The 14998-nt window shown below is 49.7% G+C and carries 12 protein-coding genes; all 12 read right to left on the reverse strand.

Annotated features, from left to right (window positions below; translation table 11 throughout):
• Positions 1 to 51 precede the first annotated feature (51 nt).
• Genes accA through ACTZWV_RS12130 form a run of 12 tightly spaced genes read right to left on the reverse strand, consistent with a single transcriptional unit; the run spans position 52 to position 14997 of the window.
• Positions 52 to 1008 carry an acetyl-CoA carboxylase carboxyl transferase subunit alpha gene (gene accA, locus ACTZWV_RS12075; RefSeq protein WP_444786778.1) on the reverse strand — a complete coding sequence of 319 codons (957 nt, stop codon included), beginning with the start codon at positions 1006 to 1008 and terminating at the stop codon, positions 52 to 54.
• 17 nt (positions 1009 to 1025) lie between these two features.
• A complete protein-coding gene (dnaE, locus tag ACTZWV_RS12080; protein ID WP_444786779.1) occupies positions 1026 to 4496 on the reverse strand; it encodes a DNA polymerase III subunit alpha in 3471 nt (1156 codons plus the stop codon).
• The gene (gene rnhB, locus ACTZWV_RS12085) at positions 4493 to 5092 is read right to left on the reverse strand and encodes a ribonuclease HII (RefSeq protein ID WP_444786780.1); all 600 of its coding nucleotides are present in this window, start codon (positions 5090 to 5092) and stop codon (positions 4493 to 4495) included. The genes dnaE and rnhB overlap by 4 nt, the downstream gene beginning before the upstream one ends.
• Complete coding sequence (gene lpxB, locus ACTZWV_RS12090; protein ID WP_444786781.1) at positions 5070 to 6236, reverse strand: lipid-A-disaccharide synthase; 1167 nt, start codon at positions 6234 to 6236, stop codon at positions 5070 to 5072. The genes rnhB and lpxB overlap by 23 nt, the downstream gene beginning before the upstream one ends.
• Entirely contained in the window at positions 6236 to 7027 is a 792-nt protein-coding gene (gene lpxA / locus ACTZWV_RS12095) for an acyl-ACP--UDP-N-acetylglucosamine O-acyltransferase (protein ID WP_444786782.1), read from the reverse strand. Before lpxA ends, lpxB begins: the two co-directional genes overlap by 1 nt.
• Positions 7008 to 7460 (reverse strand): 3-hydroxyacyl-ACP dehydratase FabZ, encoded by a 453-nt coding sequence (gene fabZ / locus ACTZWV_RS12100; protein WP_444786783.1) that lies wholly within the window; start codon positions 7458 to 7460, stop codon positions 7008 to 7010. The genes lpxA and fabZ overlap by 20 nt, the downstream gene beginning before the upstream one ends.
• Positions 7461 to 7474: 14 nt before the next feature.
• Positions 7475 to 8527, reverse strand: coding sequence for a UDP-3-O-(3-hydroxymyristoyl)glucosamine N-acyltransferase (gene lpxD, locus ACTZWV_RS12105; protein ID WP_444786784.1), 1053 nt, complete (start codon positions 8525 to 8527; stop codon positions 7475 to 7477).
• The gene (locus ACTZWV_RS12110) at positions 8527 to 9045 is read right to left on the reverse strand and encodes an OmpH family outer membrane protein (RefSeq protein WP_444786785.1); all 519 of its coding nucleotides are present in this window, start codon (positions 9043 to 9045) and stop codon (positions 8527 to 8529) included. Before ACTZWV_RS12110 ends, lpxD begins: the two co-directional genes overlap by 1 nt.
• A 24-nt stretch (positions 9046 to 9069) precedes the next feature.
• Positions 9070 to 11559, reverse strand: a complete 2490-nt coding sequence (gene bamA / locus ACTZWV_RS12115; protein WP_444786786.1) for an outer membrane protein assembly factor BamA — start codon at positions 11557 to 11559, stop codon at positions 9070 to 9072.
• A 26-nt stretch (positions 11560 to 11585) separates the two neighbouring features.
• Positions 11586 to 12941 carry a sigma E protease regulator RseP gene (gene rseP / locus ACTZWV_RS12120; protein WP_444786787.1) on the reverse strand — a complete coding sequence of 452 codons (1356 nt, stop codon included), beginning with the start codon at positions 12939 to 12941 and terminating at the stop codon, positions 11586 to 11588.
• Complete coding sequence (gene ispC, locus ACTZWV_RS12125) at positions 12941 to 14134, reverse strand: 1-deoxy-D-xylulose-5-phosphate reductoisomerase (protein WP_444786788.1); 1194 nt, start codon at positions 14132 to 14134, stop codon at positions 12941 to 12943. Before ispC ends, rseP begins: the two co-directional genes overlap by 1 nt.
• The gene (locus ACTZWV_RS12130; RefSeq protein WP_444786789.1) at positions 14134 to 14997 is read right to left on the reverse strand and encodes a phosphatidate cytidylyltransferase; all 864 of its coding nucleotides are present in this window, start codon (positions 14995 to 14997) and stop codon (positions 14134 to 14136) included. Before ACTZWV_RS12130 ends, ispC begins: the two co-directional genes overlap by 1 nt.
• Between the last annotated feature and the right edge of the window lies 1 nt (position 14998).

A 14998-nucleotide genomic window follows, 5' to 3' on the forward strand; every position in this document is an offset into this window, starting at 1 on the left:
AAAATAAAAAGCCAGTGCAGAGGCACTGGCTTGGTGGCGCTAAATTAGTGTTTAACAGTAACCGTAAGACATCAGACGCTTGTAGCGCACGTCCAACAGCTCTTTGCTGCTCATCTTCTGCAGTTTCTGTAGATCACGCAGCAAGGCTTGCTTTAACGTTTGTGCCATTTGCTCCGGTGAGCGGTGTGCACCACCTAACGGCTCAGGTACCACTTCGTCAATCAGCTTCAGCTCTTTAATGCGCTCGGCGGTAATACCCATGGCTTCGGCCGCTAACGGCGCTTTTTCAGCACTTTTCCATAAAATGGAGGCACAGCCTTCCGGTGAAATTACCGAATAAGTGCTGTACTGCAACATATTCACTTTATCACCAACACCAATTGCCAAAGCGCCACCGGAGCCACCTTCACCAATCACGGTGCAAATTACCGGTACTTTAAGCCCGGCCATCACTTTTAAGTTGCGAGCTATGGCCTCAGATTGGCCCCGCTCTTCAGCACCAATACCGGGGTAAGCACCAGGCGTATCAATAAAAGTAACAATGGGCATATTAAAGCGCTCGGCCATTTCCATCAGGCGCAGCGCTTTGCGATAACCTTCCGGGCGTGGCATACCAAAGTTACGCTTTATTTTCTCGCGCGTGTCACGGCCTTTCTGATGACCAATAACCATCACCGGAATGTCACCCAGGCGCGCGGTACCACCCACAATCGCCTGATCATTGGCAAAGGTACGATCGCCGGCTAAATCGTCAAAATCAGTAAACATATGCTGGATATAATCCAGCGTGTAGGGCCGCAGCGGATGGCGCGCTAATTGCGCAACCTGCCAGGCGCCCAGCTCAGCAAAGATTTTTTTCGTCAGGCCCAGACTCTTTTCTTTTAATTTGTTGATCTCTTCTTCCAAGCCCAAATCGTAGTCGCCATTGCGGCTGACATTACGTAATTCGTCTATTTTTGCTTCAAGTTCAGCAATAGGTTGCTCAAACTCTAAATAATTCAGCATCATCGACAGTCACTACCTAATTAATTAAATTCCAGTTCTATTGTTGCCAATTGCTTTAACTGGTGCAACAAAGCGTCGGCCGGCGTTACCCACCATTGCGTTCCAAGCTGTAACATTACCTCGCCTTCCGGGCGTTGATAGCGGAGTTTAACCGGCACCGTACCTGCTTTAAATTCACCCAGTACCTGCTGCAATCTTTGCAGGTAATTGTGGTCTATTTGTGCCGATTGTACAGTGATATTCAACGATCTCAGAGATTTTTCCCGTACTTGCGTGATCTCGCTGACATCGCGGCCGGTCATTGTAAGGCCACCGTTAAAATCATCAAAGCTGACCTGTCCCGTTATTACCAGGATCCGGTCTTTTTGTAGCTGTTGCTCGAAGTTTTCCAGCAGATCCGGAAAAAACCGTACATCAAGCCGCGCCGACTTGTCATCCAGCGTAACAATAGCCCAGCGCCGGCCCTTCTTATTAATCATCACCCGCACCGATACAACCAAACCGGCGACAGTGACACTTTGATCTTTTCTCGTTGGTTGTAATTCTACTAAGCGACAAGAAATGTACCTGGGTATCTCTTGCAGGTAACGATTTATCGGATGACCGGTTAAATACAGGCCCAGGGTTTCACGCTCGCCTTCCAGCCAGACCTCATCCGCCCAGGGTTCTACTTGCTTAAAGGCGGCGGCAGCGTGCTCCGGTTCCGGGCTTAATAAACCAAATAAATCATCCTGACCCACCGCCTGCGCTTTGGCATGCTGCTCGGCCGCCTTCATCGCTTCTTCCAGGGTGGCAGACAGCGCCGCGCGGTGCGGGCCCAAGCGGTCCATAGCGCCGGATAAAATCAGCTTTTCTATAACACGCCGGTTTAGCTTTTTTAAATCTACCTTGGCACAAAAATCAAATAAGTCGCTAAAGCTGCCGTGCTTATTGCGCGCCTCCAAAATGGCATCTATCGGGCCTTCGCCGACGCCTTTAATGGCACCGATACCATACACAATATGGCCTTGCTCATTAACCGTAAACTTATACACCCCGGCGTTAACATCGGGTGGAATAAGTTTCAGCTTCATGCGCTCGCACTCATCCACCAGGGTCACAATTTTGTCGGTGTTATCCATATCGGCCGACATTACCGCCGCCATAAACTCGGCCGGGTAATGCGCCTTCATCCACAGCGTTTGGTAAGACACCAACGCATAAGCCGCCGAGTGCGATTTGTTAAACCCGTAACCGGCAAACTTTTCTACCAGGTCGAAGATCTTAATCGCCAGGTCGGGGTCGATGCCATTTTTTGCCGCGCCTTCCTGGAAGGTATCGCGCTGCTTGGCCATTTCTTCCGGCTTTTTCTTACCCATGGCACGGCGCAGTAAGTCAGCGCCACCGAGCGAGTAACCCGATAGCACCTGGGCTATCTGCATTACCTGCTCCTGATACAGGATTATGCCGTAGGTCGGCTCCAGAATCGGCTTTAATGAATCATGCTGCCAGGTGGCATCCGGATAAGAGATAGCTTCACGGCCGCGTTTACGGTCGATAAAGTTATCCACCATGCCCGACTGCAAAGGCCCTGGCCGGAACAGCGCTACCAAGGCTATCATATCTTCAAAACAGTCTGGTTGCAGGCGGCGGATTAAGTCTTTCATACCGCGCGATTCGAGCTGGAATACCGCTGTGGTGTCAGCCTTTTGCAATAAGTCGAAACTTCTCTTATCCACCAGCGGAATGCTGTTAATGTCGATGCTGTCGCGGCCTTCTTTTTTCAGCCGCGTGTTGGCCATATTCACTGCCCACTGCAAAATAGTGAGGGTGCGCAGGCCTAAGAAGTCGAATTTTACCAGGCCGGCATATTCAACGTCGTTCTTATCAAACTGGGTAACCGGGTTATTGCCTTCATCATCACAATATAGCGGGGAGAAATCGGTAATTTTGGTTGGCGCTATTACCACTCCACCGGCGTGTTTACCGGCGTTGCGGGTTACCCCCTCGAGCTGACGCGCCATATCAATCAGATCTTTTACTTCCTGATCCTGAGCATACAGCTCCGGCAGGCGTGGCTCTTCTTTAAACGCCTGCTCCAACGTCATGCCGGGCGTGGGTGGAATAAGCTTGGAGATGCGGTCAACAAAGCCGTACGGGTGGCCCAGCACCCGGCCAACATCGCGTATTACCGCTTTGGCCGCCATGGTACCGAAGGTAATAATTTGTGATACCGCCTCGCGGCCATACATATCGGCGACGTGGTCGATAACTTCGTCACGCCTGTCCATGCAAAAGTCGACGTCAAAATCCGGCATCGAGACCCGTTCGGGGTTTAAGAAACGCTCAAACAGCAGATCAAATTCCAGCGGGTCTAAATCGGTAATTTTAAGCGCATAAGCAACCAAAGAACCGGCACCAGAGCCCCTGCCCGGGCCAACCGGAATGTCGTTATCCTTACTCCACTGGATAAACTCCATTACCACGAGGAAGTAACCCGGGAAACCCATTTGGTTTATTACGTCCAGCTCAATTTGTAGGCGCTCGTCGTATTCAGTGCGCTTTTCTGCGCGGACGGCCTCATCGGGAAACAGTTGCACCAGCCGTTGTTCCAAGCCTTCGCGCGATTTCAGAACCAGAAAATCCGCGTCGGTCATGCCACCGGTAGGAAACGCCGGCAAAAAGTATTCACCCAGGCGGATGGTGACATTACAGCGTTTGGCAATTTCGACTGAGTTTTCCAGCGCTTCGGGCAAGTCAGCAAATAACTGCAGCATGTCTTGCTCAGATTTCAGGTATTGCTGCTCTGAGTAGTTTTTCGGCCGGCGCTTATCATCCAGCGTATAGCCGTCATGAATCGCCACCCGAATGTCATGCGCCGGGAAGTCTTCCGGCAGTAAAAACACCACTTCATTGGTGGCAACCAGCGGTAACTCATGTTGCTCTGCCAGGGTTACCGCTTTTTGAATATACAGTTCTTCATCCGGCCGGCCGGTGCGGGTAAGCTCGAGATAAAAACGTTGCGGAAAATACTGCTGATAAAATGCCAGTAACTCTGTCACGCTCTGGTTATTTTCTTTTAGCAACGCTTTACCGAGCAGGCCGTCTTTGCCGCCGGACAAGATAATAACACCTTGCGCGTACTGTGCTAACCAGTCATGGTCAATTTGTGGTTTACCCTCGACATGGCCGCGCAGATAAGCTTTAGATATCAGCTGGCTGAGGTTCTGATAGCCGGTATTGTCGGCCGCAAGCAACAACATACGGCTGCTTTCACTGCCAAACAGCGGGTGCTGCACCCAACAATCTACGCCGATAATGGGTTTAATGCCGGCCTCGTGCGCAGTGCTGTAGAAGCGTACCAAACCACAGAAGTTCATCTGATCGGTTAACGCCAGTGCCGGCATACCGAGCTTTTGTGCTGCTTTAATAATGGGTTTTACTTTGGCAACACCGTCGACCATAGAAAAGTCGCTGTGCACGCGCAGATGAATAAAAGCCGGCGCGCTCATAGGCTCTGTTGCTCCAGTACCAAGCGTACCGGTTTAAAGCTGCGCCGGTGTTGGCTTAACACGCCGTGTGCCGCTATTGCCGCCATATGCGCAGCAGTCGGGTAGCCTTTGTGGGCGTCAAAGCCATACTGCGGATGCGCCTGATGCAGACTGTGCATTTCAGCGTCACGCGCTACCTTGGCCAAAATAGACGCTGCACTGATTTCCGGCACTAACAAATCGCCTTTTACCACGGCCGTGGCCGCAATGCCAAAATCGGGTGTACGGTTACCGTCTACCAATACCCATTGCGGTTTAATACTCAGGCCGGCCACAGCGCGACGCATTGCCAACATAGTGGCGTGTAGAATATTCAACTCGTCAATCTCGTCAGGTTCAGCACGGCCGAGCGCCCAGCACAGCGCATTTTGCTTAATCAGCTCAGCCAGTTCCGTGCGGCGTTTTTCCGATAATTTTTTTGAATCTGTTAAGCCGGCTACAGGTTTGGCCGGGTCAAGAATAACCGCCGCGGTTACTACAGCACCAATCAGCGGGCCACGACCCACTTCATCCACGCCGCAAATAAGCTGAACATCAGGCCGCTGGTACAGCATCATTTTTAACTACCTGTAGTATCGCCTGCGCAGCTTTGGCACTGGCGTCGCACTTAATGCTTTGATGAATGGTACGGTACTCTGCCAGTAAGGCATCGCGTTCGGCACTAAGCTGCGGTGTCATCGCCTCTGCCAGCGCCTGTGGCGTAACCTGATGCTGCAACAGCTCAGGCACCATAGCGCGGCCGGCTAATAAATTCGGTAGGCTAAAATGCGCCAGCTTTACCAGCCGCCGGCCAATTTGATAGGTTAACCAATTGGCGCGATAGGCTACCACCATTAAACACTTGGCCAGCATTGCCTCAAGCGTCGCCGTACCTGAAGTTATAAAGGTCGCATCGGCAGCCAACAGCACCTGGCGTGCCTGGCCGGTAAATTCGCTGATCTGCAGCTGCGGCGCTATTTGCTGTTTAATCGCATTAAATTGCGCCGCCTTAGCCGGCGTCACCATATTGGTAACGAACTGTATATCAGGGAACTGCTGTTGCAGCAGTAAGGCTGCCTGCAGAAAGTCAGGTGCCAGCAGTTTAATTTCGTTAGTACGGCTGCCCGGCATAATCGCCAGTACCAGCTTATCCGGTTGTAACCCCAGTTCGGCTTTTGCTGCGGCTTTATCCACATCCAGCGGCATCGTATCGGCCATGGTGTGGCCAACAAAGGTGCAAGGTACCTGATATTTGTCGTAAAAGGCTTTTTCGAACGGTAACAGCGACAACACCATATTGGTGGCCGCGGCAATTTTAAAGATACGTTTGTGCCGCCATGCCCACACTGATGGGCTAACGTAGTGCACAGTTTTAATACCGGCCTGTTTCAGCTTTAGCTCAACCGGCAGATTAAAGTCCGGCGCGTCGATGCCAACAAACACATCGGGTGTATCGGCGAGCAAAGCAGCAAGAATTTCGCGTTTAACCTGCAGCAAACGTGACAAACGGCCCAGCACCTCAACAATGCCCATTACCGCCAGCTCTTCCATATCAAACAGGGCGTTAAAGCCCAGCGCCTGCATACGCGGCCCGCCAATGCCGTAAAATACCGCATCCGGATGAACAGCTTGCAATGCTGTGATCAGATCAGCACCTAAAATATCGCCGGAGTGTTCTCCGGCGATAATAGCGACTTTTAACGGCCGTTCAGTTGCAAGCATCAGCGCACTATACCTCTGCTGGCGTTGGCGATAAAATCGGTAAACAGCTTAAGCTCGGGCACTTCAGCGGCTTTGTCCTGCAGTGCGGCTAAGGCCTCGGCTACGGTTTGACCTTTACGGTACACTTCTTTATAAGCACGGCGAATTTCTAACAGCGCTTCGCTGCTGTAGCCGCGGCGTTTTAAACCTTCAGTATTAATACCGGCCGGCACGCAGGGCGCGCCATGCACCATCAGATAAGGCGGTACATCCTTCAGTACAATAGAACCACCACCGCAGAAACTGTGGGCACCAATATGCACAAACTGATGCACGCCGGTCATACCGCCCAGAATAGCCCAATCGCCAACATGTACATGGCCGGCAGCCTGAGCACCACTGGCGAAGATGGTATGGTTGCCGATAACACAGTCATGTGCAATGTGGGTGGTATTCATAAACAGGTTATGGCTACCGATAATGGTCTTCCCCTGGTCCTGCACCGTACCGCGATGCACCGAGCAGCCTTCACGAAATACGTTGTAGTCACCAACAATAAGTTGGGTGGCTTCACCTTTATACTTTTTGTCCTGGCACGACTCACCGATACTGGCGAACTGAAAAAAATGATTACCCTTACCAATGACGCTGGGGCCTTTAATCGCCACATGCGATTCCAAAACGCAGTCGTCACCAATAACTACATCATGGCCAATGTAGCAAAACGGCCCGACTTTAACGTTATTACCCAGTTTGGCACTGGCTTCAATTACAGCAGATGGATGGATCACGTTATAGCTCTCTTCTGGCACACATCAGCTCAGCCGAGCAGACAATTTGGCCTTCAACCTTAGCTTCGCCGTAAAACTTCCACATGTTGCGGCGTTCTTTTAAAAATTTCACTTCGAGGATCATGGTATCACCGGGCACCACCGGCTTTTTAAAACGGGCTTCATCGATAGCGGCGAATAAGTACAGCTCGTTTTCAGAGCGCTCGGTCACTGTTTTAAAACCGAGAATACCGGTAGCCTGCGCCAACGCTTCAAGAATTAATACACCAGGGAAAATAGGCATGCCCGGAAAATGACCGGTAAAAATAGGCTCATTAATAGTGACGTTTTTAAGTGCCGTCAGACTTTCACCCGGAGTGTAGTCTAATACACGGTCAATCAGTAAAAACGGATAGCGATGTGGCAATAAGGCCATAATCTCCTGCACCTGGAGACTATTAAGTTGGTTAGCCAAGGTTGTTCCTCTGTTTAGTGATCAGCACCAGTTGCAGTTTGCATACTGGTCAGCTGTTGTTCCAGCTGCTTTACCCGCTGATAAAGTTGGTCTATCTGACGTAACTTAGCGGTATTTTTACGCCAATCTAAATTGCTGACGGCAGGAATACCGGAAGAGTATACGCCTTTTTCCGTAATGGGTTTCATCACCATAGCCATACCGGAAATATGCGCACCATCACATATTTCAATATGGCCGTTAATCACCGCCGCACCACCGATAATACAATAGCGGCCAATACGGGTACTGCCGGCCACGACAGTCGCACCAGCAATTGCGGTATGCTCACCGATATGCACATTGTGGGCAATCTGGCACAGGTTATCAATAATCACATTATTGCCAATCACGGTGTTATCTATAGCACCACGATCGATAGTAGTATTAGCACCAATTTCGCAATCAGCACCAATCACCACAGTGCCGGTTTGCGGGATCTTAACCCAGTTACCCCGCTCATTGGCAAAACCAAAGCCATCAGAACCAAGCACTGCACCACTATGCACTATAGTATTACTGCCAATTTTAACAGCATGATACACCGAAACATTAGGCCAAAGCCGCACATTATCGGCCAATACCGCCTGCTCGCCGACAAAACAGCCGGCGCCAATCTGAACATTTTCGCCAATAACGGCACCTGCAGCAATAACAGCATTCGGGCCTATAGCCGCCGAAGCCGCAACATCGGCAGTCGGGTCAATACTGGCTGAAGGATGCACACCGTTGGCAGCTGCAGGAGTAGAATCCAGCAACTGTGCTACCCGGGCAAAAGCCACATAAGGATCTTTTACCAGCAGTGCATTTACTCCCGGTGGTACAAAGGCGCTATCGTCAGCACTTACCAGCACAGCTGCAGCCCTGGTTTCGGTCAAATATTTACGGTACTTGCTGTTAGACAAAAAACTGATTTGCCCCTCACCGCCACGCTCCAATGTCGCGGTAGCTGTGATGCTGCATGTCGCATCACCAATCAGTTCAGCGCCCAAATGCTCAGCAAGTTCAGCCAGACAGTAACTACGCATTATTTAGCTTTACCTACCTGAGCAGCAACTGCCTCAGAAATATCATATTCCGGTTTAGCAAACACCGCAGCGCCTGAGTTCAGAACCATATCAAATTTTTCACGTTCTGCTACAACATCAATAGCGGTTTTGATTAATGCCAACACTTTATTGCGTTCTTCAGCCTGGCGGTTACGAATTTCTTCGTCCAGTGGCCGTGCTAACTGCTCATACTGTTGGCGCTGATTCGTCACTGCTGTCTTTAATTCTTCCTGCTGTTTTTCGCTCATGGTAGGGCCATCACGACGCAGCTTTTCAATATTAAACGTAATGTCTTTTTCCAGCTTTCCTACCGCTTCAATACGCTGCGCGAATTCATTTTTAATCGTTTCCTGCATAGCGGCAGACTGTGGGATTTTTGCCGCTACAGCTTGCACATCCACAAAACCGATTTTCATTTCCTTTGCTGCTACAGTGCCGGCCAACATCATGCCGGCTAACAATACCAAAGCGGATTTTACTACACGTGTATTCAACATCTTTTATTCCCTATATTTTCTGTTCTAGAAAGTTGTACCAATATTAAAACTGAAGTTTTCCTGCAAATCGCCTTCGTACTTTTTGATGATTTTAGCCAAACTAAAGGTTAATGGTCCCATCGGCGAAATCCACTGTAAAGATACACCAGCCGTAGCACGAATCAAACTGGCATCTGAATAATCCTGCAGCGCAGGCTCATTCTGAAACCTTACAGTCTGAGTCAACGTTGCATAACGATTGATATCAAACTCACTGTCCCAAACATTACCTGCATCAACAAACAAGCTGGTGCGCACAGAATTACGATAATCATCACTTAAAAATGGTGTTGGCGTGATCAGCTCCAGTGTTAATATACCCATGGCATTACCGCCGATAGACCGTGGTGATACCGAGTAGGTATCATTTTCCGGACCTGACGGGAAGTTGCTACCACCAGTATTAGGATCGGGCAAGCCCGGTACCGATTGTGCTTGGCGGAAAATCGCATGCGGCCCGATAATGCGGCTTTCAAAACCACGTAAGTTCTGACCACCGGCATAGAAGTTCTCAGTAAACGGCAAGGTGTAATCATAACCATTTTTTGAGCCATAACCATTACCGTAGCCCAGCTCTAACTTCGCCAGGAATGACCAGGCATGATCATTACTCAACGGAATATAGTTACGCCCTTCAAAAGAGGTTTTAAAGTAAGTTAGATCAGAATTAGGTGTAGTCGCTTTTATGCTGGCACCTAAATAATGCCCCGCCGTTGGAAACAGACCACGATTTAGCGTGCTACGTACCCATGACGCAGACATCTCGTAGTTGGTAAAGTGATAACCACCATCAGGGTTTTGCGCGTCAAGTAACACGGCACGGAAATGGCGTAATTGATCATACTCATTAATTGAGTTGATCTTGTTAACGATATAGTTGGCGCCAAAATTTAACCGGTTATATTCATTGATCGGATAACCGATATTGGCACCAAAACCATAGCGCCGCTGGTTATAAGCTTCAAGGTTGGAAGAGGCACTGCTGTAATCGATATCAGAATAAAACACCTGGCCACCCAAGCTAACACCATCAAGGGTGAAGTAAGGGTCGGTATAGCTGAAATTAATCGACTTCTGATATTTATTGGTATTCAGGCTGACACCGGCGCTGTTACCGGTACCAAAAAAGTTTTCCTGCTGCACACCGATCTGGAACGACAACCCCATGTAATTTCCGTAGGAAATACCGGCATTAAAACTACCTGACGGTTGCTCTTTAATATTAAAACCTATATCAACTAAGTCGTCGATACCGGCCACCGGCTTAGTGGCAAAATCTACGCTCTCAATATACGGCAAACGCTGAATACGCTGTTTAGACAGCTCCAGCGCATCATTAGACAACCAGGCGCCTTCCATTTGTCGCAACTCACGGCGCAACACTTCATCGCGGGTATTGCTGTTACCACTCATATCGATGCGGCGTACATATACACGCTTGCCCGGATCAACGCTAATGGTTAGCTCAACCTGTTTAGTATCATCATTAATTTGCGGAATAGTCCGCACTTTAGAGTTAGCATAACCAAAGCGGGCTAATAACTTAGCAATGCTCTCTTCGGTATAAGTAACCAAAGCGCCGTTATACAGTTCACCGTTTTTTAACGGCAGGATCTGGCGGATAAATTCGTCCTGGCCAATCAAGTCGCCAACAAACTTCACACCACTGATGGTGTATTTTTCACCTTCGGTGACGTTCAATGTTACATAGACAGATTCTTTGTCAGGACTGACCGATACCTGTGATGAGTCGATGTTAAAGCGCAGATAACCACGGTCTAAATAGTGGCTGTTAATCTTTTCTATATCACCCTGCAGCGTTTGTTTTTGATAACGGTCGGAGGATAAAAAACGCCACCAGGGCAAATCCTGTTTAGACTCGATGTCTTGCAGCAGCTCTTCATCAGAAAACAGCTGGTTACCCACCACGTTTATCTGGCGGATAGAGGCAGCGTCACCTTCTTCAAATTTAATTTTCAGATTTACGCGGTTTCGCGGCAGATAAGTAACTTCAATGTCTACTTCCGCCTGGTACTTACCCACACCGTGGTAAAACTCTGTTAAGCCGTTTTCAATGCTTTTTAAAATGGTTTTGTCCAGCGGCTCGCCTACTTCAACGCGGTTACCGGCTAAACTTTCTTTAAGCTGTTCTTCTTTAATATCTTTATTGCCATCAAACTCTATCAGGTTAATGGTCGGGCGCTCACGTAACCGGTAAATAACCGTATTGCCATCGCGATATACTTTAATGTCATCGAAGTGGCCGGCGGCATAAAGTGTGCGGATACTGCGGGATAAATTGTACTCGGTTACCGTATCGCCAACATTAAAGGGTAAATTATTCAACGCCGCGCCCAGCGCAACGCGTTGCAGGCCTTCAACCTGAATATCCTGAACCGTAAATGATTCTTCAGCGAGCAGCGGGTTACTGGCAGAGGCAAGTAACATCGCAGCTACTAATCGTTTAATTGTCATTATTTGAACTACTTATGATTAGTTATTTACAAACGAGAAATATCGTTGAGCAGCGCAATTCCCATTAACGTCAGCAGGATTAACGCTCCGAACCGGAAACCTATTTCCTGCGTCTTTTCAGAGACAGGTTTGCCACGTATTAGTTCCAGCAGCATGTACATTAAGTGCCCGCCATCCAGTACCGGCAACGGCAGCAAATTGATGACGGCTAAGTTAACACTTATCAGCGCTAAAAACGATAGAAATGCCACCAAACCTATACTGGCCGTAGTGCCGGCACCCTGAGCGATAGAAATGGGGCCGCTTAAATGCTTAACCGACACATCGCCGGTGACCAGCTTGCCAATCATGGCAACGCTAAGCCGGGTTAGCTGCCAGGTATGCGCCACACCGGCACCTACCGCATCCAGCACACCATAGCGTTGGGTATACAATACGCCGGCCGGCCAATCACTGACTTTAGGTGTAATGCCCAATATGCCCTGCGAAAAACCATCTTCGGTTATCGATAAGGCCGGAGTTACCGTGAGTGTTAACTCATTACCGTCCCGTAACAACAACAGCGTTAAAGGCTGCTCAGCAGCATTAACAATAATACCCTGCAGTTGTGGCCAATCGCGGATAACCACATCATCTATCTGTAAAATTTTGTCATTAGCCTGCAGCCCTGCAGCTTTGGCCGCTGAGTCTCCGGCTACTGAAGCAACTTCGGTTAATGCTGTTGGCCGCGCTAACTGCAGGCCCAGGCTGTCAAACACACTTTGTGTTTCCGGATCAAATTGCCAATTACGGGTATCCAGTTGCACATTACGCTGTTGTTGGGTGGCAAGGTCTTGCAAGCCCAGTGTTATGCTGTCACTGCCGATTTGCTCCACTAACAGTAAATTAACGCTGCTGGCATCGGTGGCCTTGCGCTGATTCACCGACACGATTTGCTGCTGTGCGTTAATACCGGCCTGCGCCGCTATAGACTGCGGCGCCACATCAGCAATTATCGGCCGCATAGTTTGCACGCCCAATATATACATCAGCCATAAAGCAAACACAGCAAAAATAAAGTTTGCCGCCGGGCCGGCGGCAATAATTGCCATCCGTTGCCACACAGTTTTGTGGTTAAACGCGAGGTCTTTAAACTGCGGCAACACGGGGTCTACCCGCTCGTCCAGCATCCGTACATAACCGCCCAGTGGAATGGCGGCAATAACAAACTCAGTACCCTGTTTGTCACGCCAGCGCAGCAAGGCTTTACCAAAGCCAATGGAGAATCGTTTGACCAATACTCCGTTTTTTCGGGCAACCCAAAAATGGCCGAATTCATGCACCGTGATCAGTACACCCAGGGCGACAATAAATGACAACAAATTCCAAATCGCACCAGACATTAACGTAGTTTCCTTAGCTGTAACCGCGCATGCTCACGTGCCTGCTGATCCAGCGCCAATATATCATCCAGCGTGCGGACACGAAAGCCGGCAAATTGTTCCAGGCTATGCCTATTAACAGCGGCAATGTCGGTAAAGCGGATTTGCTGCTGCAAAAAGGCTTCAACAGCGATTTCATTGGCAGCATTAAGCGCCGTGGTCGCGCCCTGACCGTGTTGGCATGCCTGCATCGCCAGGTATAAATTCGGGTAGCGCTCAGGCTCAGGCTCAGTAAAAGTAAAATCACGCATCTGTTTAAAACTTAATGGTGACACCGGGCTGGCCATACGCTTTGGAAACGCCAACGCATGCGCGATAGGTGTACGCATATCCGGCTGACCTAACTGCGCCAGCACAGAGCCGTCGGTGTATTGCACCATAGAATGAATAATACTTTGCGGATGGATCACTACCTCTATATCGCCGGCCTGACAGTTAAATAACCAACGCGCTTCAATAAACTCCAGACCTTTGTTCATCATCGTCGCGCTGTCGACAGAGATCTTATGCCCCATGCTCCAGTTCGGATGCGCCACGGCCTGCGCCGGGGTAATCGAGGCAAAGTCGGCTAAAGGCAAGGTCAGAAAAGGCCCGCCACTGCCGGTTAGTAATAACTTACTGATACCAAATTCGCTGATTTGCTGATCATGGGTATGCTGCTGTAACGCGGCGGGTAAACACTGAAATATCGCATTGTGCTCGCTGTCTATCGGCAACAAGGTGGCACCATGGCGCTTCACTTTGTTGATAAACAACTCACCGCTCATCACCAGCGCTTCTTTGTTTGCCAGCAGTATGGTTTTACCCTGCTCTACTGCCGCCAGAGTTGGCAACAAACCGGCTGAGCCGACGATAGCGGCCATCACAATATCAGCGTCAGGGTGCGCCGCCAACTGGCACAAGCCGTCAATACCGGCTAACACTTCTGTACGGCTGCCGGCTTGCTTTAGCGCTACTGCCAACGCCTTAGCTGCATTGCTGTCCAACATAGCAGCAAAGCGCGGTTGATACTGCAAACACTGCTGTAACAGCTTATCGCTTTGCGTGGCAGCCGTTAGCGCCAATACCTGGTAATCCTGCGGGTGCGCAGCCAGTACCGATAAGGTACTAACGCCGATAGAGCCGGTGGAACCGAGGATAACCACCTGACGCATCAGTAAAAACCACCAAAAATAGCCAGAAAAATAGCAAACAGCGGCGCCGTCGCCGTTAAGCTGTCGATACGGTCTAAAATACCGCCATGGCCGGGCAAAAATGCCCCGCTGTCTTTTTTACCGGCCACGCGCTTAAACATGCTTTCGGTCAGATCGCCAAACACAGATAGCACGGTAAGTAAGAAGGCTGCGATATACCATACTGTAGTCTGTGCCGGCCAATCCTGTAGTGCCGCAACCACGGTTACTACTATGCCAACAAACAGCAGGCCACCAAGCATACCCTCTATTGTTTTGCCCGGGCTGACTTTGGGCAACAATTTATGTTTGCCAAACGGCTTGCCGACAATATAACCACCAATATCGGCGGCCCATACCAGGCCAAGCAAGCAGCAAATTAACCAGGCACCGGTAAAGTTTGATGCAGCATAATCCGTCGAACGGATAAATAACACCGCAGCCCAGGCAGGGATCAGCGTTAACCAGCCCATCAGGGCTTTGCGCCAATCACTGTTAGCCCACAATCTCTGGCTACGCGGATAAGTAAGCACTAACACTATTGCCAGCAACCACCAAGCCACGCCAGCCAGCAATAAGCTGCTGAGCAGCACATTGCTTTCAACCGGCCAACTGGCCTGTACCGGCAATAGCCAATATAACAGCGCCAAGATAGCCGCTGTCAGGCCAACGTAAACCCAGCGCATCGCTTTGGTTGCTAAACCACAAAAGCCGCTCCACTCCCAAGCGCCAAGCAAAAATGCGGCTGAGATAAATAGGGCAAAACCGGCCAGCGGTAAATAAAATACGGCCATTAAAGCCAGTGGCGCCAATATCAGCGCGGTAATTACGCGTTGTTTAAACAAT

It is taken from the genome of Rheinheimera sp. NSM, from assembly GCF_052380015.1.
Lineage (GTDB): Bacteria > Pseudomonadota > Gammaproteobacteria > Enterobacterales > Alteromonadaceae > Alishewanella.

Excerpts from the sequence above, each read along its gene's own strand:
- accA (WP_444786778.1), bottom strand. The coding sequence starts at position 1,008 with ATGATGCTGAATTATTTAGAGTTTGAGCAACCTATTGCTGAACTTGAA.
- bamA (WP_444786786.1), bottom strand. The coding sequence starts at position 11,559 with ATGACAATTAAACGATTAGTAGCTGCGATGTTACTTGCCTCTGCCAGT.
- rseP (WP_444786787.1), bottom strand. The coding sequence starts at position 12,941 with ATGTCTGGTGCGATTTGGAATTTGTTGTCATTTATTGTCGCCCTGGGT.
- lpxB (WP_444786781.1), bottom strand. The coding sequence starts at position 6,236 with ATGCTTGCAACTGAACGGCCGTTAAAAGTCGCTATTATCGCCGGAGAA.
- rnhB (WP_444786780.1), bottom strand. The coding sequence starts at position 5,092 with ATGATGCTGTACCAGCGGCCTGATGTTCAGCTTATTTGCGGCGTGGAT.
- lpxD (WP_444786784.1), bottom strand. The coding sequence starts at position 8,527 with ATGCGTAGTTACTGTCTGGCTGAACTTGCTGAGCATTTGGGCGCTGAA.
- dnaE (WP_444786779.1), bottom strand. The coding sequence starts at position 4,496 with ATGAGCGCGCCGGCTTTTATTCATCTGCGCGTGCACAGCGACTTTTCT.
- ispC (WP_444786788.1), bottom strand. The coding sequence starts at position 14,134 with ATGCGTCAGGTGGTTATCCTCGGTTCCACCGGCTCTATCGGCGTTAGT.
- ACTZWV_RS12110 (WP_444786785.1), bottom strand. The coding sequence starts at position 9,045 with ATGTTGAATACACGTGTAGTAAAATCCGCTTTGGTATTGTTAGCCGGC.